Genomic DNA, 23924 nt, shown 5'->3' on the forward strand with positions numbered 1-23924 from the left:
TGGGTCGAGTGAAGCGAGCGCGCCGGCGCCCGCGAGAGCGTTCAATAGTAACCGCTCCGCTCGAATCGTCGATCAGTTCTCTCGATGGAACGGACTAACGAACCAGCTCCACGACCAGCTCCCGGCTATCGGCGCGGCCCCGATCGTCCACGGTGCGCACCATGTAATGACCGGCACGTGAGGGATGCCAGCCGATCGCGATACCGGGCGCGCCGGTACCGACGTAACTTTCATCGACGAACCAGTGCAAGCGCCGCACTTCGCTGTCCGCGTTGGCCGCCAGCGGAATCGTTTCGCTGCCGACGCGGCCACTGCGTACCGTGTAAGTCACAGCGATGACAGGCGACGTAATCTGCGGTGCTGTGCCGCTGGGAACATCCCGCTGACAATCCGCCGGCGGCGGCGGACGCCGACGCGGCATGCCGGCCTGCGCGAACAATTGCAGTAGATCAGTGGGCCAGAATTCATAGACCTCGCTGCGCGTGTGCGTCGGATCGTAGGGTGGACATGCCTGCTCGCCCGTTCTCGTATCGACCCACACGCGACGATGAATCTGACTCACGCGAATCGGTGACACACCCGGAATGTACCAAGTGCTCACTACCTGCGGACACTCCGCGTTCGGCAGGTCGCCCGAGGCGCTGCAGACCTCGACTCGCTCCATGCGCGGCGGCTGGCGGTAAATAGGCTCGACCAGCTTTTCCTGCGCGGCGAGCGCATCGAGCAAGCGGAAGAACAACGGCGCCGCCGCTTGCACACCGACAAACGCGGGATTGCCCCGGCCGTCGAAGTTGCCGATCCACACGACCAGCACGTAAGGACCGAAGGTGCCGGCGGTCCAGGCATCGCGAAAGCCCCATGACGTGCCGGTCTTCCACGCAGCCTGAACGCCACTGCGTCGGCGTGCGAACGAATCCTCCGGCCGCGGCGCAGAGCGGAGCATGTCCAAGGTCATGAAGCTCGCTTCTTCCGACAGCGTGCGGACGCCTTCGCTTTGTGGCTCGTCGGCGAGATAGCGCAGCGGAGCAAGGCGACCCCGATTTGCCAACATGGAGTACAGCGTGGCGGTCTCTTCCATCGTGACTTCGCCGCCGCCCAAGGTCAGCGCGAGGCCATAATGTTTTTCGCTCGCCATGCGCGTGACGCCGGCACTGCGCAGGAACTGATAGAAGGATGGCGTCGAAAGTTGTGAGGCGAGGGTGAGCGCCGGCACGTTACGAGAACGGATCAACGCGTCTCGCGCGGTGATCGGACCGACGAACCGGCCGTCGAAGTTTTCCGGATTGAACGGGCCGAAGGCGGTCGGTGTGTCCTTGAGCACCGTTTGCGGATGGATCACGCCCTGGTCGATAGCCAATGCGTAAATGAACGGTTTCAGCGCCGAGCCGGGCGAGCGCTTGGCCAGCGTGCCGTTCACCTGGCCTTCGATCTGGGTATCGAAGAAATCGGCCGAACCAATCATCGCGCGCACCGAGAGATCGCGATAGTCGACGAGCATCGCGGCGGCGTTGTGCATGCCGATATGGTTGTGCTCGCGAACGTAGGTTGCGATGACGCGCTCGAGAGTCTTCTGTGCCCGCAGATCGAGCGTCGTGTTTACTGAGTGGACCGATGCTGGTCGCGGCCGCTGCAAGATTGCATTCGTGAAGTGAGGCGCGGCGAAGGGCAAGTCACGCAGGGACGCGTAGCGCAACGGCGTGGCGATGTAGTCTGTCGAACTCGCGGCGTCGGGATGCTGCTCGATCCAACGAGCAAACAGGCGTGTGCGCGCATCACGGAGGTCGGCAGGCTCGGCCTGTGCAGGTGCACGACGAGCGGGGGATTGGGGGATGAGAACAAGCGTCAGCGCTTCGGAGAGTCCGAGTCGCTTCGCTGACTTGTCGAAGTAGATCAAGCTCGCTGCCCCGACGCCTTGGATGTTTCCCCCGTACGGCATCAGGTTCAAATGGGCTTCGAGGAGATCGCGCTTCGAGTAGCGGAGCTCCAGGTGAATAGCGCGGAAGATCTGCTGGAGTTTGCCGCTGATGGTTCGGGTGTTCAGCCCGTACATCAGGCGGGCGAGTTGCATCGTGATCGTAGAGCCGCCGACTCGCGGCCCGCCGGAGTAACTCGAAACTGCCGCACGGACTAGCGATGCCGCGTTGAACCCGGGGTGCCAGTAGAAGTGCTGGTCTTCGTGGAGCAGGAGTGCTTCGACCAACTCGGGTGAGATCTCTTCGAGCGGTGTCCACAGTCGATATTGATGATCGCTCGCCAACGTCAGCCGCAGCAGCCGGCCTTGGCGATCGAAGATTGCCGTCGACGAGGCAATCTTGTCCGCGAGCGGCTCGCGCGGCCACAGCCGAATCGTGACGAGCGTCGCCGCTACGACGATCGCCACGATTCCAGCGATGATGGCGAGCCGCCAACGCGTCACGGCCGTGACACCTCGATGCGACCAGAAGCCGAGCGACCCACAACGCTGCGGTCATACATCGCCTCACCGTACGCAGGCGGCGTCACATAGCTGCCAACGTTCGTCGCCTTGATCCGATAAACGATTTCCGAGACGTCGCTGTTCGCGTTCGCGTAGAAAACGACGCGATCCTCGCGCATATCAGCGTACTGCAGCGATGCCTTCAGGTTGCCAACGCAGATCTGACACTGCCAAGCGTCGTAGGCTTGCTCGTATCCGCCGTCCTCTTGGCCTTCGACGGCTTCAGCGAACAGGGTCTGCGCTCCTTCCGTCGGGACAACCAACTCGAAGCCGCCCGGCAACAAGTCGACCAGCGCGACGTTGGAATATCCGCCCTCCTTCAGTCCCCGGAACTTCAGGTGCACATCGATCTGCTGTCCCATCGTGATCGACGTGATCGGCTTGCCGCTGCTGTCCGTGTACTCACGCAACACCTCCAGCCCTTGCTTGATCGCCTGCGTCGGTGGCTTGCGGTCGAAGCCGGACTGTTCGATCAGGTAGTACGCATTGAGGTTCGTGTTGTTCGCGAACTTCAGCGCCGCGGCCTGATCCGTGAACTTCACCGTCGGGAACAGACCCTGCGGCAACGTCAGCGACCGCACGCTCTTGTTCTTCAGCACCTCGGCAATCGCCAGATTGCGTTCCGCGCCTTCGGTAGCTGACGCGTATGCATCCAACGCCAGCAGCGTCGTGCCGGCCGACAGCGAGTGGTAGTACCCATCGGTGACTCGTTTCGCCATCGTCGTGAACACATCGCTCGGCACGGTCTTCAACCGCTCCGGGAAGTGCCGCGAGACGATGAACAGTAACAACGCGTCCCGCGTCATCGGGTCGTTGTACAACTCATCGACCGGTGCATCGAAACGCGTGCCGGAGATCAGGTTCTCCGCATCACGGTCCTGGCGCATCAAATCCAGCGATGCTGCCAGCCAGGCAGCAGTGAGATCCTGCTCCCACTGGCCTCGATACCGCTCAGCCAGGCGTTTGCGGAGGGCGGTTAGCTCCGCCGCCATGCGCTGACCCTGGCGCGTCAGTAGATAGATCGCATACGCGCTCTGTCGCTCTTCGGTCAGATTGTTTCCATCGCGCTGCGCGATCTCGCGCAGGTAGTTGTTGCCATTCGCGACCAGGTCACCCGGCACCGCCTGGCCACGTTCGCCGGCTTCGAGCAACAGTTGCTGGGCGTACAGCGAGACAAACTCGACGACGTCATTGCCGCCCGGCCACAGCTTGTACGCCCCAGTCTCAGTCTGGCGCGAGCGCAGCTCGCCAATCAGCGAGGACACATCGGAGCCATCGCGCGTCTTCACATAGCCGAATTCAGGCCGCGAACTCAGCAGCACCGCAGGCATGGACATGCTGACGATCTGTTCCGTGCACGCATACGGATAGTTCGACAGATACGCGACAAAGCCATGCGCGAACTGCAACGGCAGCATCGACGCGCCGGTTTCGAGCGTGCGGTGATGCGGATACATCTGCCGCTCGATGCGAATCTCGCGATCACCCTTCTGCAATACACCCGCGCTCAGCTGCGTCATGAATGGAGTCGCAGGGCGCACGCTGAGATCGATCTTCCGCTTACCGCTCGCATTGCCCGTCCGCGCGATGAAATTCATGTTCGCGGGACCCGGCACATCTTTCGCTCGCAAGCGAAAGCGCACGGAGCCTTCGCGGCCCTCGGCGATGCCCACTTCCTGTTTCGGTTCGCCAACCACTTCGAGCCCGGCGTCGGTTTCCAACGTCACAGCGACCGTGGCGCCGGCGCCCGAGCCTTCGACGTTGTTGGACACGCCGACGCTCACATCGAACTCATCCCCCGGCGAAACCGTCGTCGGTGCGTTCGGTGACAACACGAAGTCGCCACGAACCAACGTGCGACTCTCGTGCACGCCAACGCGATCGTCCGTTACGGCCACTGCCATCACGCGGAGCGTGCCGTTGAAGTAATCCGGCACGGTGTACTTCAGCTCACGCGTCGTCGCGTCCGCATCGACGATGCCCGACCAGTACGCCACCGGCTTCTCGCCTTTGCGACGGAACGGATTGAGATGCTTGCCGAGCAGACCCTCGGCGTCACCGCCGGGCGCGGCGGCCAGGCCGAGCTGGCGGAACTCGGGCAGGATCAGATCCAGAATCTGCGTCGTCGACACCTCCAGCGCGCGCTTCTGGAAGAAATAGCCGAGTGGATCGGGTGTCTTGTACGCGGCGACCTGCAGGATGCCTTCATCGACAGCGAACAACACCAGTCGCGACGGCCGCTCGGTGCGATATCGGAAGGTGACATCCTGGCCCGGCTTCACCAGCGAAGGTGCTTCGACTGTGACGGGATTGCGCCTTGCGTCCACCGCGATGGAGAACGGCTGCACGCCGTAGGACATCGGACTGGTGTAGATCTCGGACGAGCCCGTGTCGCGCACGAAAGTGACCGAGACATAGGCGTTGCCTTCCAACCCTTCCGGCAACGAGATCGTCTGCACCGAGCTGGTCGTCGAAGTCTTGAACCACTTCCACGCGTACACACGCTCGCGCTCGATGGTGATCAAGCCGGCGCCTTCGTACGGGGCACGAATCGAAACCTCCACTTCCTCCCCTGGCGCATAGTCGCGCTTCGACAAGGTCAGTTCGAGCTCGGCGTTCTTTTCCAGCGTGCGTGTGACGTTGCCTTCGCCTGCGACTTGATAGTCGAAGCGGGCGAGCTGCTGACCCGATGCGTCTTTCACCACGTACGCAAAGTTGCCCGGCGCCTCGGTGACGAGCTTCAGCGAATGACCGGCAGCGGGAATCGTCAGTGGCGTATCGCCGAGAGACGTCTCTTTGCGGCGCGACTCGTATTTGAAAGTGCCGTTCGACTGGCGCATCAGCACCGAGACGAAGCGGGTTTCCAGTCGCGTCAGCACCAGGCCGCTGACTTCGGTGCGCTGAGCCTTGGGATCGATCGCGATCAGATTGACCGTGCGCTCGCCGTTGCGAGACAGATAGCCCAGTTCACCGTCGGGTTTGTAGCCGATGAGATAAGGCATGTTGGAGACGAGCTGTGCAGCCTCGGCCGTAACCCCTCGACCGCCGTCGGCTTCGAAACCCTGCGACACCAAGTGCACTCGATACGTCGCCTTTGCGAAGCGCTGCAGGTTCAGCGACAGCGTTGCCTTGCCTTGTGCGTCGGTCGTCGCATCTTCGAGCTGCTCGCTGAAGCCTTCGCGCGCGTATTGCGGATCGTGGAATTGATAATCCGGGTAGGCGCGGAACGAAGGAATGCTCGGCGTCAGCGTCAGATTCGACACGATGCGCCGGCTCTCCGCCGGCGTGCCAAACAGATTCTCCAATTGAATGTGCGCTTCCAGATCGTCGGGCGGGACCCAGCCGTCGGCGGACATTGCGGAGAACGTCGCTTTCATGCGCAGCCGGTCCGGCTGGAAGTCGCGCACCTGGACCGTCGTCGAGCCGATGAGATCGGCGCTGTATTGATCGCGCACGATGGAGAGCGACAGCGTGTACGTGCCGGTCGGCGATGTTTCCTTGGTCGGTTGCCGGATTTCCCCGAAGCCGGCCGGGCCGGGGCGGAAGGTCTCGCGGCGGATGACGGTGCCTTGCGGGTCGGTGACTTCCAGGCGTAGCGGCACGTCAGACATGCGGCCGGTCCATTCCTGATTGCGAACCAACGCGCCGGCGTGGATCTCTTCGCCCGGCCGGTAGATGCCGCGATCCGAAAAGATATAAGCCGACAACGCAGTCCGTTCGGCAGCGCTCTCGACGCCGCCGATATCGAAGCGCGACAGATCGAGCGCGCGGCCGCGCTGATCGAGCGGCAGGAACGAACTGTCGCCGCCGCGACGCGCGAGATACAGCACAGGCGACTTCTCGCGCTGGAAGCTTTTCAATTCAGGGAAGCGTACGTGACCGTCGCCGTCGCTGGTCTCGGTGAGCACGGGCAAGCCGTTGCGACCGATGATTTCGACGGACGCGCCTGCAATCGGCGCGCCGGTCGCGATGGACTGCACGAACACATCTTGTGAGCCGTCGACTGAGCGCTTCACCACCAGGCCGAGATCGGTGACGACGATGACGCGAGCATCCGCGAGCTGCGCGCCGATGGTTTGATTCCAAGCTTCGGGTGCGTAACTCAGGGGCTGATCGTTATCCGGATTCCACGCTTGCACGCGGAACAGGAATACACCGCGCCGATCGCCGGCGTTGTCGTCGAGATACTTGCCGAGGTCGACCGCTTCGTACTGCGCTTTGCCGGGGTCGCCCGTTTCCAGACGAATGACGTCATAGAAGCGCTCGGTGATGTTGGCGGACTCGAACGCCCAGTTGTTGAACTGCGGGGCGCCGAAGCTGCCGCTGGTCTGAGTCACCAGATGTTGCAACTGGCGCGGCAACAGTCGACCGATCTCGACCCGAACGGCCGGAATGTTGCGAGCAAACAAGCTGACGGTCTTCTCGCCCGACATCGACAGCAGCGAGCCCTGGTGCAGGATGCTCAGCTCGCGCGGGAACTCCGGCACTTGCACGATGCGTTCGACGCTGTCGCCGAGCACATAGCCGCCGAAGGACTTCAGGCCTGCGTCGATCTTGATATAGAGATAGCGGCCCGGCTTGGCCTGATAGCGCAGGCTGTGCAGCTCGTAGTGCTCCTGCTCACCCGGAATCTGTTCGACCTTCAGCGCGTTCTGCGCAGTCAGCACTTCGGGCCGGAACGTCGTGTCGGTCCAGGGATAGGGCTGCCCGGCGCGGCCGCGACTGAATTGTTCCTGCAACTTCGGATCCGGATGTTTCTCCGGCAGCAGCCACACGTGCACCTTCGGCGGCAGGTCCTTTTCGAGCACCGAAAACGATGTGTTGATCAGGATCACCTGGTCGGGCTCGTTGCGCTCATCGCGCACGATGTCGAGCGCCAGGTTGGAAACCTTCAAGCTGTTGAGTCCCGGCACTTCGACGCTGGCGGTCAGCGTGTCTTTGGATTCGTTACCACCGCGCGCGGCACGCGTGCCAGGCTCGATCGTGATTTGCAGGCGACCGGCTTTGGGCGGCACTTCCAGCTGCGCGGAATGCACGAAGGCGTTCAACTTCAACTTGTCGTAGATGACCGTGAAGGCCGGCGCGGTCAGTTCCTTCTCGATGGTGTCCGTCACCTTGTTGAACATTTTCAGCTTCACCCGCTTCTCGAAGCTCTCGGGATCGACGGGGTGCGTGAAGTTGATGCTGGCGACGACTTTCTTGTTGCCGGCGACGACCGGGTCCTGATGGAACTCGGTATTGGCCAGCTTGGCGGCGAACGCCGGCGTCTGGAACGTGAACTCATATTCTTTGAGCGTGACGTGCGAGGCGGCGAAGCTCTGCTTCGACAGCTCGACGTGGTATTGCTGGCCGATGGGCCAGTCGCTGGCCGGCTGAAAGCGCAGCGTGCGATCGTCGTCCCAGGACCACTGGCCCGCGACTGCGGGGCTGATATCGATCCCGGCTTGCGTCGGGTCGACGGGATGCCCGGCGCGCTCCAGCGTTGCGGTCGATGCAGAGAAGGTCACGACCAATGGATTCGGCGGACCCGGCGGCTCGCAGGCATAGCAGGTCGGGCCGGGGGCGCTGACGGCGAACTCGGTCAGCACCGGTTGCGGACGATTTTTGTACCAGTGCCAGCCGTACCAGGCTCCGGCGATCAGCACGGCAATCCCGGCGAGCACGAGTGCGGCGCCTTGCGGGTTCGCGCGCGCGGAAGCGTTGAGGCGGGCTGCGCCTTGGCGAACCGAGCCACTGGCAGCGTTGAACCATCCCGGCGGCTGCCAGTTCAGTTCCCCGAAGATCGTCCGTAAAGCGGCACGAAACCGTTCCATCAAGGCAACCCCATTGCGAGACAGATTGAAGCCCAAATCAGCCAGATCGCGGCGTTAGCCGGCATGTTGGGCGGCGATTCTGCCCGAACCCGGACAGGAATGTGGCAAAGCCGTGGCAGCCGCGGGACAATGCCACCCCGTCGGCCTCGGCCGACTCCGGCCCGGATCGATCCCATGAGCGAGTACACCGCGACCATCTACTGGCAGCGCCTCGGCGCCGTATTCACCGACCAGAAGTATTCCCGGGCGCACGAGTGGCGATTCGATGGCGGCGTGACGGTGCCGGGCTCCAGTTCGCCCCACGTGGTCCGGGTGCCGCTGTCCGATCCGAGCGCGGTCGATCCGGAGGAGGCGTTCGTCGCTTCCCTATCCAGCTGCCACATGCTGTTTTTTCTGTCATTTGCCGCGGCGAAAGGCTTCGTCGTGGACAGCTACGAGGATCAGGCGGTGGGCGTCATGGCCAAGAACGAGGCCGGCAGGATGGCCATGACCGTCGTTACCCTGCGGCCCAAGGTGGTGTTTGCCGGCAAGCAGCCGACCGCCGAGCAGCTGAACGAGCTGCACCATCGCTCGCACGATGAATGTTTCATCGCCTCGTCGGTCAAAACCGACGTACGTTGCGAGCCGGTTGCGTAAATCCGTCCGCCGCGTAGCATTCGCCGTTCGCCTGTCGACCGGTAAAAGTCACGTTACCGGGCGCTGTCGAAAGGGCCTCGGCCACATTCGACCGTCGAATCAGACCGGCCCGTGGCCATCGACCATAGAAAATTCCAGGGTTTCGCCTGCATGAACAAGATTCGCGCGCTTTTGCCTGTCCGGCGTCTGATCGTCGGCTGTGCCTTGCTCCTGCCGTTGCTGGCCGCCTGTGGCGGCGGCGAGCAGGCGGTGTGCGTGGAAAAGGATCAGCCCTATCTGGCGTCGCGTAACAATCCGCAGCTAAAAGTGCCCGACGGCATGACCCAGCCGAACCGCGCGGAGGCACTGACGATTCCGGAGCCCACCGCCGGCCGGCACACTGGCAGCGGCTGCCTGGATGAGCCGCCTTCGTACTTCCGCTCCACCGGCACCACGGCGCGCTCGCCCGAAGAAGTGGTCGCGAGCTGGGCCCAGGCTTGGGCAAACCGCGAAGCGGATGCGGTTGTTGCGCTTTATTCTGGCAGCTTCGCCGCGCCGACGGATTCGGCGGGGAGTGCAGCCTGGCTGGAGCAGCGTCGTGAGCAGGTGGCCACCGGCCCGGTGCCCGATCCAGTTGTCGAAGGCCTGCGCGTCGAACCGGATGGGTCCGACAAGCGCATCGTGCGGTTCGTGCAGAAGTTCGGCACCAACTCGTTGCGTAAGGAGTTGACCCTGGTGCGCGAGGGCGCTTCGTGGCGGATCGTCGCCGAGAAGGTGGCCGAGGTTAAGTAAGCGAGGATTTTCATGGCGCAGACTTCTGCGATTCGTTCGGCGGTGCCGCTGCGCCTCGGCGCCGTCCGTGAGGCGATCGTCGATCGCCTCGAGCGCGTGCTCGGCAAGTCCACCGAGAACGCGACCCGCCGAGACATCTACGACGCGCTTTCCATCGCCGTCCGTGAAGAACTTACCGAGCGGTGGATTGCCACCGGTCACCGGGTGGCGCGCGCCCGCGTGAAGCGGATCTGTTATCTGTCGATGGAGTTCCTGCTCGGCCGCAGCCTGATCAATGCGCTGTCGGCGTTCGAAGATGAGTTGCTCACCGAAGTGCGCGAGACCGTCGAGTCGCTCGGCCACGATCTCGATCACATTGCCGCCGAGGAAGAAGATCCCGGTCTAGGCAATGGCGGTCTGGGTCGGCTCGCCGCCTGCTTTCTCGATTCGCTCGCCACGCTCGGTTATGCGGCCACCGGTTATGGCATTCGCTATGACTACGGCATCTTTACCCAGGTCATCGAGAAGGACGGCGCGCAGCGCGAAGTCGCCAGCTCCTGGTTGGGCTTCCACTATTTCTGGGAGACGGGGCAGGGCGGCATACGCCATCGCGTGCGCTTCGGCGGCCATTGTCGCGCCACTCGCGACGAACAGGGTCGAGTGCGATACGAATGGGTCGATACGCAGGACGTCTGGGCAGTCGGTTACGACTTGCTGATTCCAGGCAACCGCAGCCCGACGGTCAACCATTTGCGGCTCTGGTCGGGACGTGCGATCACGCCGTTCCGCATCGAAGCTTTCAATCACGGCAATTACGCGGCCGCGGTCGCCGAACAGGTCGACGCGAAGAATCTCACTCGCGTGCTGTATCCGGACGACTCGACTCCGCAAGGCAAGGAGCTGCGCTTCAAGCAGCAGTATTTCTTCGTCAGCGCCTCGTTGCAGGATCTGCTCGGGCAGCACATGGCCGAGCGCCGGCCGCTGAAGGATCTGTCGAATGCCATCGCCGTGCAGCTCAACGACACGCACCCGGCGCTGACCGTCGTCGAGCTGATGCGCCTGCTGGTGGATACCTACGACATGGAGTGGGCGGCGGCTTGGAAGATCACGCGTGAAGTGTGCAGCTACACGAACCACACGCTGTTGCCGGAAGCGTTGGAGACCTGGCCGGTGTCGTTCTTCGAGCGGCTGCTGCCGCGCCATTTGCAGATCGTTTATCAGATCAATCGCGACTTCCTGGAGGAAGTGAGCGCGAAGTTCCCGCAGGACCTGGATCGGCGGCGGCGCATGTCGCTCATCAACGAGGACGGCGATCGGCGCGTGCGCATGGCCTATTTGTCGGTGGTCGGCAGCCATCGGGTCAATGGTGTCGCGAAGCTGCACTCGCGGCTGATGCGCGAGACCATCTTCAGCGACTTCGCTCAGCTCTGGCCGGAGCGCTTCACCAATGTGACCAACGGCATCGCCGTCCGCCGCTGGCTGAAGCAGGCCAATCCGTTGTTGTCCGCGCTGCTGACCGAGAAGCTCGGCTCGGCGTGGGAGAACGATCTGGAAGACCTGGAGCGTTTGAAGTGGGCCGCGGACGATGCCGACTTCCGCAATCGTTTCCGCGAGATCAAGCGCGCCAACAAGGAGCGGCTCGCCAAGACCATTCATCAGCTGCTCGGCGTGACGGTCAGCGTCGACGCCATGTTCGACGTTCAGGTCAAGCGCATTCACGAGTACAAGCGGCAGCTGCTGAACCTGCTGCACGTGGTCGCGCGCTATCAGCACCTGCTCGACAACCCGGACGATCCGATGCCGAAGCGCGTCGTGATGTTCGCCGGCAAGGCGGCGCCGGGCTATCACATGGCCAAAGCCATCATCAAACTGATCAACAACATCGCGCACGTCATCAACAACGACGCACGCATCGGCGACAAGCTGAAGGTCTGTTTCCTGCCGGACTACGACGTGTCGTTGGCGCAGGAGATCATGCCGGCGGCCGACCTGTCGGAGCAGATCTCCACGGCCGGCATGGAAGCGTCGGGCACCGGCAATATGAAGTTGTCGTTGAATGGCGCGCTCACCATCGGCACGCTCGACGGCGCCAACATCGAAATCAAGGATGCGGTGGGCGACGAGAATATTTTCATCTTCGGCATGACCACCGAAGAAGTGGCCGCGCGCCGTGCGCAGGGCTACTCACCCGCGGACGAAGTGGCCAAGAATCCAGCTCTGAAACGCGCCATCGAGCTGATCGACTCCGGTTATTTCACGCCGGACAATATCTTCGACTCCAAGGTGGTGAGCGACCGGCTGCTCAGTCACGGCGAGCACTTCATGGTGCTGGCGGACTTCCATGAATACATGGAGGCCCAGGCGCGCGTCGACGAGTTGTTCCGGAACACTGAAGAATGGACCCGCAAGTCGGTGATCAACGCGCTGAGCATGGGGCCGTTCTCCAGCGATCGCAGCATCCGCGAGTACGCGGATAATATCTGGTCAATCAAGCCGGTGCTGTAAGACGGCGGTTGGCTGTTGGTGGTTGGAGATCAGTCATGGAACCTTGGCCGACATCGTGCTCTTCTTGTTAGACCAGCCTCTAACTCCTAAATCGCCAACAACTGCTATGTCTTCCGCTCTCTCCGATCTCGATCTGCACCTGTTCGGTGAGGGCAATCATCACCACATTCACCAGAAGCTGGGTGCGCACCTGGAAGTGCACGACGGCGTCGCCGGCACTCGCTTCGCCGTGTGGGCGCCGAATGCGCGACGGGTCAGTGTGGTCGGTGAGTTCAATCATTGGGACGGCAATCGCAATGTCATGCAGATGCGCGGCCACTCGGGCGTATGGGAAACATTCGTCCCGGGCGCCGGCTTAGGCTCGCTGTATAAGTTCGAGATCGTCGGTGCGCACGGACAGCACCTGATGAAAGCGGACCCGTATGCATTTCAGATGCAGCTGCGCCCCGACAGTGCTTCAGTCATCGCCGACCTCGGCGGCTACAGCTGGGGCGATGCCGATTGGCTCGACCGCCGCCGCAACTGGGATCCACTGCGCGCGCCCATCTCCATCTATGAATTGCACCCCGGGTCGTGGCGCCGCTCGTGGCATCGCAAGCCCGCATTTCTGACCTGGGACGAGCTGGCCGATCAGCTGATTCCGTATGTAGTCGACATGGGTTACACGCACGTCGAGTTGGTCGGCGTCGCTGAGCATCCCTTCGACGGGTCGTGGGGCTATCAGGTCCTGGGGCATTTCGCACCGACGGCGCGGCACGGCACACCGCAGGATTTCATGCGCTTTGTCGATCGACTGCATCAGGCCGGCATTGGCGTGTTCATGGACTGGGTGCCCGCACACTTTCCTCGCGACGGTCACGGCCTCGCCGACTTCGACGGCACGGCGCTGTATGAGCACGCCGATCCGCGTCGCGGCGAGCACATGGAGTGGGGCACGAAGATCTTCAACTACGGCCGCCACGAGGTGCGCAATTTTCTGATTGCGAACGCGCTGTTCTGGATCGAGCAATATCACATCGACGGGCTGCGGGTGGATGCGGTCGCCTCGATGATCTATCTCGACTACGCGCGCAAGCACGGTGAGTGGACGCCGAATCAATATGGCGGCCGCGAGAATCTCGAAGCGATCGACTTCCTGAAGCAGCTGAACTGGACCGTCGGTCATTATCACCATGGCGTCGTCACCATGGCCGAAGAATCGACATCGTTCGCGGGCGTCACGCGGCCGGTGCACCTGGGCGGGCTCGGCTTCCATTTCAAATGGAACATGGGCTGGATGAACGACACGCTGCGCTACATGGCGCTCGATCCGATCCATCGCGGTCACAATCACAACCTGATCACGTTCTCGTTCGTGTACGCGTTCTCGGAGCACTTCATCCTGCCGCTGTCGCACGACGAGGTGGTGCACGGCAAGCGTTCGTTGCTGGACAAGATGCCGGGCGACGAGTGGCGCAAGCTCGCCAATCATCGCTTCCTGATGGGCTACATGATGATGCACCCGGGCAAGAAGCTGCTGTTCATGGGCGGCGAGTTCGGGCAATGGCACGAATGGCGCGACTACGAAGATCTCGCCTGGGCCGCGCTCCAGCATCCGCACCATCGTCAGCTGCAGTCCTGGTGTCGTGCGCTGAATCGTTTGTATCGCGACTATCCCGAGCTCCATGGCAGCGACAACAGCTGGGAAGGCTTTCGCTGGCTGGAAGTCGACAATGCCAACGAAAGCGTGTTCGCGTTCATGCGCCAGCGGCTGCCGGGCGAGGGTGGCACGCAGTTGCTGATCGCGTTCAACGCCACGCCGGTGCCGCGTGACAATTACACTTTTGGCGCGCCCGCCGGCGGGCGCTATCGCAAGCTGCTCGACAGCGACGACGCCGCATTCGGCGGCTCAGGCTATGCACCACAGACGGAAGTGCAGGCGTATGACGAGCCGTGGCGCGACTTCCCGGCCCGGATCACTTTGAACCTGCCGCCGCTCGCGGTGGTGATCTGGGCGCGAGATTGATGTGCGGCGGAGCCTGAAAGTACCAAGTCAATAAGACATCTTCGCGATTCGCTACTTTTCATGCGGCCCCCGGATCGGTCACCATTCCACCGATGAACGCCGTACCAGCAGATTACTCGCACGCCAGCCTGCAAGCCGGGTCCCCTCAGCCTTTGGGCGCCACCTGGACCGGCGATGGTGTGAATTTCGCCGTCCATGCCAGCGGCGCCGCGCGCGTCGAATTGTGCCTGTTCGATGACAGTGGCGAGCACGAGCTGACCCGCCTGGTGCTGCCCGAGCGCACCGAAAATGTTTGGCATGGCTTTTTGCCTGCGCCGCACGGCGTGCCCGGCATGGTGTATGGCTATCGTGCGCACGGCCCGTACGACCCGTCGTACGGCTTGCGACACAACCCGAACAAGCTGCTGCTCGATCCCTATGCGCGTGCGCTCGCCGGCAAGTTCGAGTGGAATCCGGCGCTGTTCGGTCATCTGCCGGATCAACCCACCGAGCAAATAAACACAGCGGACAGTGCGCCATACGTGTACAAGGCGCGCGTCGTGCAATCCGAATTCGCGTGGAGCGAAGATTGTCCGCCGGCGGTGCCGTGGCGTGACACCATCATTTATGAATTGCACGTCAAAGGATTCACGAAGCTGCACCCCGCCGTGCCCGAGCGTGAGCGCGGCAAGTTTCTCGGCCTCGCGCAACCGGCGGTCATCAACTATCTCAAGGCGCTTGGCGTCACTGCGGTCCAGCTGTTGCCGGTGCAGGCGTTCGTTCCCGAGGAGTTCCTGGCCAGGCGCGGCCTGGTGAACTATTGGGGTTACAGCTCGCTGGCCTGGTTCGCGCCGCATCCGGATTACGTGATCGAAGATCCGGTCGCGGAATTCCGCACCATGGTGAAGGCGCTGCACGCCGCCGGCATCGAGGTGATTCTCGATGTGGTGTTCAATCACACCGCCGAAGGCAACGAGAAGGGGCCGACGCTGAGCTGGCGCGGCTTGGACAATGCTGCGTACTACAGGCTCGACAGCACCAATCTGAGCCGCTACGTCGATCGCTCCGGCACCGGCAACACGATTGCTATCGGCAACGCTGCCGCCCGCAATCTGATCATCGATTGCATGCGCTACTGGGTCGAGGAAATGCACGTCGACGGCTTCCGTTTCGATCTGGCCGCCGTGCTGGGTCGGGACAACGCTCCGTTCCGCACCGATGCCGCATTTTTCAAAGCGGTCGCGAACGAGCCGTCGCTGCGTTACGTAAAGCTGATCGCCGAGCCTTGGGACGTGGGGCCGGACGGTTATCAACTCAGCCATTTCCCGGCCGGCTGGTCGGAATGGAACGATTTGTATCGTGACACCGTGCGCGGGTTCTGGCGCGGCAATCCCGGCATTCTTGGCAATCTCGCCGAGCGCTTCGCGGGCTCCAGCGATTTGTTTCGGGCCTCGGGTCGCCGGCCGACAGCGAGCATCAATTACATTTCCTGCCACGATGGCTTCACTGCTTACGACGCGACCGCCTATGAGCAAAAGCACAACGAAGCCAACCTCGAAGACAACCGCGACGGCCACAATCACAACTTGAGCTGGAACGGCGGCGTCGAAGGACCGAGCGACGATCCGGCGGTGGTGGAGCTGCGCGAACGGCAGATCCGCAATCTGCTCGCGACCTTGCTGCTGTCGCAGGGCGTGCCCATGTTGCTGGCCGGCGATGAGTTCGGCCGTACGCAACGAGGTAACAACAATGCCTACTGCCAGGACAACGAGATCAGCTGGCTGGATTGGTCGCTGGCCGAGCGCCGCAGCTGGTTGATCGCATTCGTACGGCAACTGCTCACGTTGCGCCGGTATGCGGCCGGCCTGAGACGCGACACCTTCCTGAAAGGCGCGCGCCAGGTGGATCGCGAGCACAAGGACATCAGCTGGCGGCATCCGCTCGGGCACGAGTTGAACGCCGGTGACTGGCACGATGCGAACGCCCGTGCCATCGGCGTGCTGATCGGGCATGCTTTCACCGATCCCTATGGAACACCGAACGGACATCTGCTGTTTCTGTGCAATGCTGGGGACCAACCTTGTGACTTCCGCTTGCCGGCGCCAACCACGGGTGTGGTCTGGCAGACCGTGTTCGACACGTCGCGCTGGCGTGCGAACGATCTCGGCGACCGTCTCGGCGCCGGGGAGAATTGCGTGGTCGCGCCGCACTCCTGTGTATTGCTCGCCGATGGCGATGCCCCGAGCTCGATTCGCAGCGGGTTCTCGCTGAAAACGTAAATGGACAATCCGATCCGCCAACTCGCCCAGTTGTACGGAATCGCGGATTCCTATTTAGATTTTCGCGGCCAGCCCAAACAGGTTTCGGCCGAATCGCAGGCCGCCATCCTGGCGGCCCTGAGCGTAGATGCGGCCGACGCCAAGGCAGCCGAGACGTCCATTCACGAATATCACACGCGCCGCTGGACGGGATTCGTGCCGCCGGTGCTGGTCGTGACCGAAGGCAAGCCGATCGGGGTGCCGATCGCGGTGCCGGTCGATCTGGCCGCCAAGAAGGTGGATTGGGGCATTACGCTCGAGAGCGGCGAGCCGCGCGCCGGCAGCGCTCAGCTATCCAAGCTGCAGGCGATCGAGGAAGCGAAGATCGACAATCGTTCCTATCGGCGCCTGACCGTGTCGTTGCCGGCTTTGCCGCTGGGTTATCACACGGCCTCGCTTGCCCTGGACACCGGCCTGCAAGGAACCCTGCGCGTTGTCGTGACGCCCGACCAATGTTTCGAGGCTCACGCAATTGCCGAGGGCAAGAAGCTCTGGGGCATCGCCGTGCAGTTGTATTCGCTGCGCGCCGATGACAACTGGGGCGTCGGCGATTTTCGAGACCTGCGCCATTTGATTCGACTGTCGGCGCCGCTCGGCTGCGGCATCATCGGTCTGAATCCGCTGCACGCGTTGATGCCGGCGAATCCGGCGCACATCAGTCCCTACAGTCCTTCGAATCGGCAGTTCTTGAACGTGCTGTATGTCAGCGTCGAGGATGTGCCCGACTTCGCCGAGTGCGAGCCGGCGCGAAAGCGGGTTGCCGAGCCAAAATTCCAGGCGATGTTGCAGGAAGTGCGCGCGACTCGGAACGTAGACTATGTGCGAGTGGCGGCGGCGAAGTTTGAAATCCTGTCGTTGCTGTACGCGAGTTTCCGCGCGCGCCACCTCAATGGAAACACGCCGCGCGGTCAGGCCTTCCGGCAGTTCCAGGAGATCCAGGGCGAGCCGCTACGCCTGCACGCCATCTACGATGCGCTCGACGGCCATCTGCGTCTGCAAGGTCCGCAGTACTGGGGTTGGCCGAGCTGGCCCGAGGAGTATCGCGATCCCACGTCATCCGCGGTGGAGCGTTTCGCCCGCGAGCGCGCCGAGGACGTCGAATACTTTCAATTTCTGCAATGGCTCGCTGCTGAGCAATTGGCCGCTGCGCAGAGCGCCGCGCGTGAAGCAGGCATGGCCATTGGCATCTATGGTGACGTTGCCGTCGGTGCGAATCCGGCCGGATCGGAAACGTGGTCCAACCGTCATCTGTATTTGCAGGGCGCGTCGGTCGGCGCGCCTCCGGATGCGCTGGCATTGAAAGGTCAGGACTGGGGCATTCCGCCGCAGGATCCGGTCGAGCTGCGCGCACAACAGTACCAGCCATTCGTCGGCCTGGTCCGTAACATGATGCGTTATGTGGCAGCGCTGCGCTTCGATCACGTGATGACGTTGTATCGATTGTGGTGGGTGCCGCGCGGACTGCTGTCGAAGGACGGAACATATGTCCACTATCCGTTAGCGGATCTGATCGCGATTCTCGCGTTGGAAAGCCAGCGCAATCATTGCATCGTGATCGGCGAAGACCTGGGTACGGTGCCCGAAGCGATGACCGAGGCGATGGAGCACTATCGCGCCTATCACTACAAGGTGCTGATGTTCGAACAGTTCGCCGACGGCACGTTCAAGCGGCCCGATCAATATGTTCGGCACGCGATGGCGGTCGTCACGACACACGACTTGCCGACGCTGCGAGGCTGGTGGGAAGGCAGCGACGTTACGTTGCGTGCGCAGCTCGATTTGTATCCGACCGATGAGCTGCGTCAGCAAGCACACGATGCGCGCGTGCGTGATCGCGTCAGTTTGTTGCGAGCGCTGGTTGCTGCGGGCTTATGGCACTGGCGCGATGGTGAGTCGCTGCCAACGTACTCGGCCGCGTTGTCGCGCGCAGTGCATGCTTTCATCGGCTTGTCCAGCTCGAACATTGCACTGCTGCAGATCGAGGACCTGATCGGCATGACCGATCCGGTCAACGTGCCAGGCACCGACACCGAGCACGCCAACTGGCAACGCAAGGTGACCGCGTCACTAACTGACATATTCTCCAGCAGTGAGACTAAAGATATTCTCGCGGCGATGGATGCGGCTCGCAAAGGTGTGAACCCGAACGCCTGAGCCGTGTGGGTTTTCTGATATCGTGCGCCGCGTTGAGGGAAGAAGCATGCATCGCAGCCGTCTCGCTGGATTCATCATCGACTGCAAGACCGACAATCTCGAGCAGGCCGCGCAATTCTGGTCTGCCGCACTCGGCTATGAGCTGCGGCCAAAGAACGAAGAGCCCAGTCCACTCTACCGCTGCATGCAGACCGACGAGCTCGGTTTGCACGTCGAAGTTCAGACCGTGCAGCACGACAGCCGCGTCCACCTGGACATCGAAACCGATGACATCGAAGCGGAAGCCCAACGGCTGGAGGCGCTCGGCGCCCGGCGTGTCGAAAAGGTTCACACCTGGATCGTCATGGAAGCACCTACAGGCCAGCGATTCTGTATAGTCCGGCCGCAGAACAAGAACTTCGCGGCAACCGCGAACCAATGGAAATAGGGCGGGATACCCGTCAATCCGTATTAGGGGATGCAAAGTTTGCTGTTGTCGGTGGATCCATTTCGTCGTGTGGTGCGTTACACCGCGGCGAGAAGGGAACACCGCCTGGGAGGAAATGTGATGTTTAGAATGAGCAAGTCCGATTCACCGCCGGTGCGTCTGCGAGTGACCCCTGATCCCGAGCGAGCCGCCGAGCTGCAGCGCCGCATGGAGGCGCTCCAGTACCGGCCCGAAACCGGGTTCCATCGCGATCGGCTGCAAGGCAAGACCGAGCGGCCGGTTCTCCGACTGGTGAAATAACCAACTCAGCGCATCTGGGACAAGACAGGGCGATCGATCCAGCGGGTCGATCGCCCTTTTCTTTTTCAGGTGGCCACCCACCACACGACGCCACTGGCCAGCACGATGCCCGGCAGGATGCGCCAGGCCGGCACCGGCAGCATCGGCTTGACACGCACGTTACGACGATGACCGGTGAGCATGGCGACGACCAGGTTGTCTTTTCTCACCAGCAGATAAAACAAAATGGCGGCGATGTGCAGGCCGACGAAGATGAGAATGGCGTTGAACACGACCTCGTGGATCTCCGCCAGCGTGCGGCTGGTATCGAAGCTCACCAGGTGCGACAGCGGGCCGGATTCGATGCCGTCCACATCGCTTACAAACAAACCGATCGCCACTTGCGCCAGCATCAGCGCCAGCATCACTGCGACGCTCCAGCCGCCGAGCGGGTTGTGGCCGGCGTCGCGATGCGCTTCGCGCGACTCGCGCATATAAGCAACGATGCCGCTCGGGCCACGCAGGAATTGTGAGAAGCGCGCGCTCGAGCTGCCGGCGAAGCCCCAATAGATACGAAACACCAGCAGGCCCAGCAGCGCATAGCCGCTGTAGCGGTGCCAGTCCATCACGTTTTCTTCAGCCGTCCACCACGACAGGGTGATACAGAAAACAAACAACCAATGCGTGAGCCGCACCGGCCAGTCCCAGATGCGAATGGCGGTGTCGTTCGAAGTAGCGCTCGTGTCGTTCACAGTGTCGTATCCGTAAGCCCGGCCGTCGATCGCAAACCATAGCATCGCTCGCCATCGAAATGGCTTACGCGGCTGTAAGCTCAGCGCAGCCGGATTTTTTCCCACGCTCCCGAACGCCAGCGCAGCCACAGCACCGTCGAGATCAGGATGATGTAGGTGAGCGCGGCCAGCCAGCCGCCGAGCGCCCCCAGGCCGAATTGCGGCAGGCCTTCGATCCAGCCGCCGCCCGGCGTGAACGACAGCATGTGCGCCAGGGGCACGAACACCAGCCACGACAGCGCCAGGACGCACAGCGCAGGCACTGTGGCGTCGCCCGCGCCGCGCAGGCTGAAAGAGGAAGCGAAGTTCAACCCATCGAACAGCTGATATGCCGCCGCTACCCACATCAGCGTCGTGCCGAGCTGGATCACCGCCAGCGCCTGCGGATCGTTTGCGGCTACAAACGTGGGAATCAGCCAGGGGGCGGTAAGCCCGAGCAACAGGCCGATCGTGCCCATATACGCCATGCACATCACAATGATGCTGTTGCCGATCCGCCGGGCCCAGCCGCGGTCGCCCATGCCGATGGATTGACCCACCAACGTCGTGCCCGCCATGGCGATGCCGATCGCCGGCATGAACGAGATCGACGTGAGCATCATCACGACCTGGGTCGCGGCGCCATCCACGGTGCCCAGATGGACCTGCATGAGTTGAAACATTGCGAAGCCGAGCACGTCGGCCGCGATCAACATTCCCATCGGCAGGCCGAGCTTGCACTGCCCGACGAGCTTGCGAACGCGGGGCCGCCACATCAATCGCGAATGAAACACGCGATGCATCTTCGGTGCGACGAATATGCTCAGCGCCACCAGCAGACCCAGCGCCTGCGCGCAGTTCGTCGCCCAGGCGCCGCCCGCGATGCCCCAACCGAGCTCGAAAATAAACAATTGAGCGAACACGGCGTTGCTGACGCAGACCAGCGCCTCGACCATGAACGAGATCCGGGGTCGGCCGATGCCGTTGAAGAAGCCGACGATGCCCCACAGCGCCACGCCCAGTGGAGCGCCGTACATGCGCGGTTCCCAGAACTGCACCGACAACGCTTGCACCTCTGGATCGAGGCCGAACGGATCGAGCACCGCGTTGCCGTTGATTGCGATCAACCAGAACAGCGGGGCGACCGCCAGCGCCGCCCACATCGAAATCCAGCCCGCTTGCGACGCGCGTTTGAGCCGTCGCCCGCCGAACGCTTGCGCGACCAATGTCTGACCCGCGAGACCGACGCCGCCGAACAATGCGATACAAGCGATCACTGGCCAGTGAATCGCGGCGATGGCGGCGAGCGCGCTGGTGGAGATGCGACCGATGAACCACGTGTCCGTCAGATTCAGGATCGCTTGAATGGCGCTGTTTGCCGCGAACGGAATCGCGAGCGCGACGATGGCGCGCACATCCACGTGGGCGCGACCCGACGCGTCCAGCCGTTGCGCCGGCAAGGACGAGAGCGGAGCGGGCGCTTTGGGGAGGGCGGTGTCCATGGCCGGCCAGTGAGCAAAAGGACGCGCAGCGTAGCGTTTGGCCGCGCAATAAAAAAGGCGGCCCGAAGGCCGCCTTTCGTTAGCAACGATTGCCCGGATCGTTTAGTTCGCAGCCTGCTGCGAGAACTTCAGACGCACCATGGCGCGCTGTTCGACCCGCTCGCCGTTCTTCTCGACCGGCTCGAAGCGCCACTGACGCACGGCGCGGATCGCGGCGTCGTCGAACACATCGGCGGGGCTGGCGTTACGCACTTCCACCTGATCGACCGAGCCGTTGGTCTGCACCGTGAAGGCCAATTCGACCCAACCTTCGATGCCACGCTTGCGAGCTGCATCCGGATAGGCCGGCGACACCATGCGCACGCGCTTCAACGAAGCCGCGGACACGACGTTCGTCAGCTGCGAGTTCTGCTCGCGGGCCGCGATCAAATCGGCTTCGGCCTGCGCAATGGCCGGGCCGTTGAAGCGCTGACCCACATCCTTCGCAGCGGCAATGAGCTGCGCGGAACGATCATAAGCCTTGGCATTCATCGCCTGGCGGCCGGAGTCGAGCAGACGCGCCGAGAGCGTGCGCGCCAGTTCGTCGGCTTCCGGACGATTCGGTGCGGCGGCACGCAGATTCGCCAGCACGTCGCGAGCGCTGTCGCCCGGCGGATCGATCAGCTTGCCTTCGTTCAGGCGCGTACGAACGTCAGCAACCATCGCGTCGATGTTCGGACCCGCACCTGGCTGCGAGGCGGCCGGCGTCGCCGGACGGCGTGTGCCAGCGGATTGTGCCGGAGCGTTCGTGGCCGTGTTCGGGCCAGCGCCCGGACTACCGGCGCGGGTCGCTTCAGCAAGCGCACGTTCGACCGCGGCCAGCGCGCTGCCCGCCGAGCCCATCTGACGCGCGCCCTGCACATATGCAGTGGCCGTTTCGATGTTGCCGCCAGCGAGCGACTTGCGGGCTTCTTCGGTCAACTGCGCGCTGAACTCACGAATGGTGGTCAGCACCGTCGGATCCGTCGGATCGAGACGGCGTGCTTCCAACAACGCATCCCGTGCGCTGCCATTGTTCGGAGTCAGCAGACGGCCGTTGGCCATGCGATCGTTCGCAGTGTTGAGCAGCGAGCGCACGCGGTTGCTGACGTCCTGAGCCTGCGAGAGTTTCAAACGTTCACGTTCACGCGCGACCTGGGTATCCAGGAACGCGAGACGCGGGTGGGCCGAATCGATATCGCGCGCGGTTTCGATCGTGCGGATGGCTTCTTCCAAACGTTCGGCCAGCAGTGCGGCCTCGGCGCGTTCGAGGATCTTGTCCACGACCGAGCGGATGCCGTCTTTCGCTTCCTGGCTGTTCGGATCCAGCGCCAGCGCGCTTCGATACAGGTCCAGTGCGCTCTCGCCCTGCGGCTCGATGAACTTGTTCTGAGCGAACGCATCCTTGGCCAGCGCCAGCTCGGCTTTCACCGGATCCGGACGTTCCGGCACGCCGCCCGGCTGCTGCGCTCCCGGCGCGGCGGGGGCATTCACGACCGGGGGCACTTCGGGCTCGCCGGTGAAGCGGTTGACGCCGAACCAGATGCCGCCAATGACCACCAGCAGACCAGCGGCGAGCGCGCCGTAGGTCATCACGTAATTTTTGCTGCCGCCTTCGCCGGCCGCACCGCCCGTGCTCAGGCGCTGCCCGGCGGCGGACAGATCCAAATGCTGTTTGACCGCCGCTTCCAGCGCGAGGCGCGTCTGGCCATGTGACAACGGCGTGAGCAGGAATCGGAAGATCCGGCCGGCGGCGGTGAGCTGCATCAGCTGCGAGTTTTCTTCGCGCTTGCCGGCTACCACCACGACCAGTTCAGGGAAATGCTGAGTCAGCTGCGCAACCATCGAGGCCACGTCGGCGGTGCTCGCAGTATCCGCGACCAGCACACCCGGCTTCAGGTTGGAGAGTTTCTCGGCGACATGATCGAGGTCGGGCGCAAACGCGACCGGCACGCCACGCGGGGCGGCCTTTTTGACCGTTTCCACCAGGTTGGCGTCACGGCTCAGCACCAGGATGGGCGGCTGATGGCCTTCCTCTAGCTGCCGTAGGGCTTGTGAATCGTCGATCTCCAAATTGACCTCGTCCTGAGTGTTTCCGTGTCCTGAAGAACGACTATGTTGCGCGTTGGCCATAGACCCCTCCGGGGGTTTTTGCTTGTCGCGTAATACTACTTATGCAAGATGGATCGGCTGCGAACTGTATCTGTCTTTTCCGGCTCGCTCGCGTGAACTGCCGCGCAAAATTGGCATGCGCCGTTCAGCAAATGTCCCTGCGTGAATTTCCTCTCTCGC

General features: G+C 62.8%; 13 protein-coding genes. 8 read left to right on the forward strand and 5 right to left on the reverse strand.

Going from position 1 to position 23924, the window contains the following annotated elements; translation table 11 throughout:
- Window positions 1-94: 94 nt before the first annotated feature.
- Together pbpC and EK373_RS05160 are read right to left on the reverse strand one after the other, a co-directional pair.
- A complete protein-coding gene (gene pbpC, locus EK373_RS05155; protein WP_129641650.1) occupies window positions 95-2416 on the reverse strand; it encodes a penicillin-binding protein 1C in 2322 nt (773 codons plus the stop codon).
- A complete protein-coding gene (locus EK373_RS05160; protein ID WP_129641651.1) occupies window positions 2413-8289 on the reverse strand; it encodes an alpha-2-macroglobulin in 5877 nt (1958 codons plus the stop codon). The genes pbpC and EK373_RS05160 overlap by 4 nt, the downstream gene beginning before the upstream one ends.
- 174 nt (window positions 8290-8463) lie before the next feature.
- Here EK373_RS05160 and EK373_RS05165 point away from each other — a divergent pair, with 174 nt between their 5' ends.
- From EK373_RS05165 to EK373_RS32995, 8 genes are all read left to right on the forward strand, one after another.
- The gene (locus tag EK373_RS05165; protein ID WP_129641652.1) at window positions 8464-8925 is read left to right on the forward strand and encodes an OsmC family protein; all 462 of its coding nucleotides are present in this window, start codon (window positions 8464-8466) and stop codon (window positions 8923-8925) included.
- Between the two features lie 150 nt (window positions 8926-9075).
- Complete coding sequence (locus tag EK373_RS05170; RefSeq protein ID WP_129641653.1) at window positions 9076-9696, forward strand: Cif family virulence factor; 621 nt, start codon at window positions 9076-9078, stop codon at window positions 9694-9696.
- Window positions 9697-9708: 12 nt separating this feature from the next.
- Window positions 9709-12180 (forward strand): glycogen/starch/alpha-glucan phosphorylase, encoded by a 2472-nt coding sequence (locus tag EK373_RS05175; protein ID WP_129641654.1) that lies wholly within the window; start codon window positions 9709-9711, stop codon window positions 12178-12180.
- A gap of 106 nt (window positions 12181-12286) precedes the next feature.
- The gene (gene glgB / locus EK373_RS05180) at window positions 12287-14185 is read left to right on the forward strand and encodes a 1,4-alpha-glucan branching protein GlgB (protein ID WP_129641655.1); all 1899 of its coding nucleotides are present in this window, start codon (window positions 12287-12289) and stop codon (window positions 14183-14185) included.
- A gap of 92 nt (window positions 14186-14277) precedes the next feature.
- Entirely contained in the window at window positions 14278-16443 is a 2166-nt protein-coding gene (gene glgX, locus EK373_RS05185) for a glycogen debranching protein GlgX (RefSeq protein WP_129641656.1), read from the forward strand.
- Window positions 16444-18636, forward strand: coding sequence for a 4-alpha-glucanotransferase (gene malQ / locus EK373_RS05190; protein WP_129641657.1), 2193 nt, complete (start codon window positions 16444-16446; stop codon window positions 18634-18636).
- 46 nt (window positions 18637-18682) lie between these two features.
- Window positions 18683-19063: a VOC family protein gene (locus EK373_RS05195; RefSeq protein ID WP_129641658.1), complete on the forward strand. Its 381-nt coding sequence runs from the start codon at window positions 18683-18685 to the stop codon at window positions 19061-19063.
- A gap of 129 nt (window positions 19064-19192) precedes the next feature.
- Window positions 19193-19363 carry a hypothetical protein gene (locus EK373_RS32995; protein WP_157994226.1) on the forward strand — a complete coding sequence of 57 codons (171 nt, stop codon included), beginning with the start codon at window positions 19193-19195 and terminating at the stop codon, window positions 19361-19363.
- A gap of 65 nt (window positions 19364-19428) precedes the next feature.
- Here the strand turns inward: EK373_RS32995 and EK373_RS05200 are convergent, their stop codons facing one another.
- From EK373_RS05200 to EK373_RS05210, 3 genes are all read right to left on the reverse strand, one after another.
- Window positions 19429-20139 carry a cytochrome b/b6 domain-containing protein gene (locus EK373_RS05200; protein ID WP_129641659.1) on the reverse strand — a complete coding sequence of 237 codons (711 nt, stop codon included), beginning with the start codon at window positions 20137-20139 and terminating at the stop codon, window positions 19429-19431.
- 35 nt (window positions 20140-20174) lie between these two features.
- On the reverse strand, window positions 20175-21614 hold the full coding sequence (locus EK373_RS05205) for an MATE family efflux transporter (RefSeq protein ID WP_129641660.1): 1440 nt from the start codon (window positions 21612-21614) through the stop codon (window positions 20175-20177).
- Window positions 21615-21716: 102 nt separating this feature from the next.
- Window positions 21717-23765 (reverse strand): energy transducer TonB, encoded by a 2049-nt coding sequence (locus EK373_RS05210; protein ID WP_129641661.1) that lies wholly within the window; start codon window positions 23763-23765, stop codon window positions 21717-21719.
- Window positions 23766-23924: the final 159 nt, after the last annotated feature.

The sequence above is a fragment of the Peristeroidobacter agariperforans genome (assembly GCF_004138335.1).
Taxonomy (GTDB): domain Bacteria; phylum Pseudomonadota; class Gammaproteobacteria; order Steroidobacterales; family Steroidobacteraceae; genus Steroidobacter; species Steroidobacter agariperforans.

What these genes read in the sequence shown, in the direction of transcription:
- EK373_RS05160 (WP_129641651.1), bottom strand. Translation starts at nt 8,289, where the DNA reads ATGGAACGGTTTCGTGCCGCTTTACGGACGATCTTCGGGGAACTGAAC.
- EK373_RS05165 (WP_129641652.1), top strand. Translation starts at nt 8,464, where the DNA reads ATGAGCGAGTACACCGCGACCATCTACTGGCAGCGCCTCGGCGCCGTA.
- EK373_RS05170 (WP_129641653.1), top strand. Translation starts at nt 9,076, where the DNA reads ATGAACAAGATTCGCGCGCTTTTGCCTGTCCGGCGTCTGATCGTCGGC.
- EK373_RS05175 (WP_129641654.1), top strand. Translation starts at nt 9,709, where the DNA reads ATGGCGCAGACTTCTGCGATTCGTTCGGCGGTGCCGCTGCGCCTCGGC.
- glgB (WP_129641655.1), top strand. Translation starts at nt 12,287, where the DNA reads ATGTCTTCCGCTCTCTCCGATCTCGATCTGCACCTGTTCGGTGAGGGC.
- glgX (WP_129641656.1), top strand. Translation starts at nt 14,278, where the DNA reads ATGAACGCCGTACCAGCAGATTACTCGCACGCCAGCCTGCAAGCCGGG.
- malQ (WP_129641657.1), top strand. Translation starts at nt 16,444, where the DNA reads ATGGACAATCCGATCCGCCAACTCGCCCAGTTGTACGGAATCGCGGAT.
- EK373_RS05195 (WP_129641658.1), top strand. Translation starts at nt 18,683, where the DNA reads ATGCATCGCAGCCGTCTCGCTGGATTCATCATCGACTGCAAGACCGAC.
- EK373_RS32995 (WP_157994226.1), top strand. Translation starts at nt 19,193, where the DNA reads ATGAGCAAGTCCGATTCACCGCCGGTGCGTCTGCGAGTGACCCCTGAT.
- EK373_RS05200 (WP_129641659.1), bottom strand. Translation starts at nt 20,139, where the DNA reads ATGCTATGGTTTGCGATCGACGGCCGGGCTTACGGATACGACACTGTG.
- EK373_RS05205 (WP_129641660.1), bottom strand. Translation starts at nt 21,614, where the DNA reads ATGGACACCGCCCTCCCCAAAGCGCCCGCTCCGCTCTCGTCCTTGCCG.
- EK373_RS05210 (WP_129641661.1), bottom strand. Translation starts at nt 23,765, where the DNA reads ATGGCCAACGCGCAACATAGTCGTTCTTCAGGACACGGAAACACTCAG.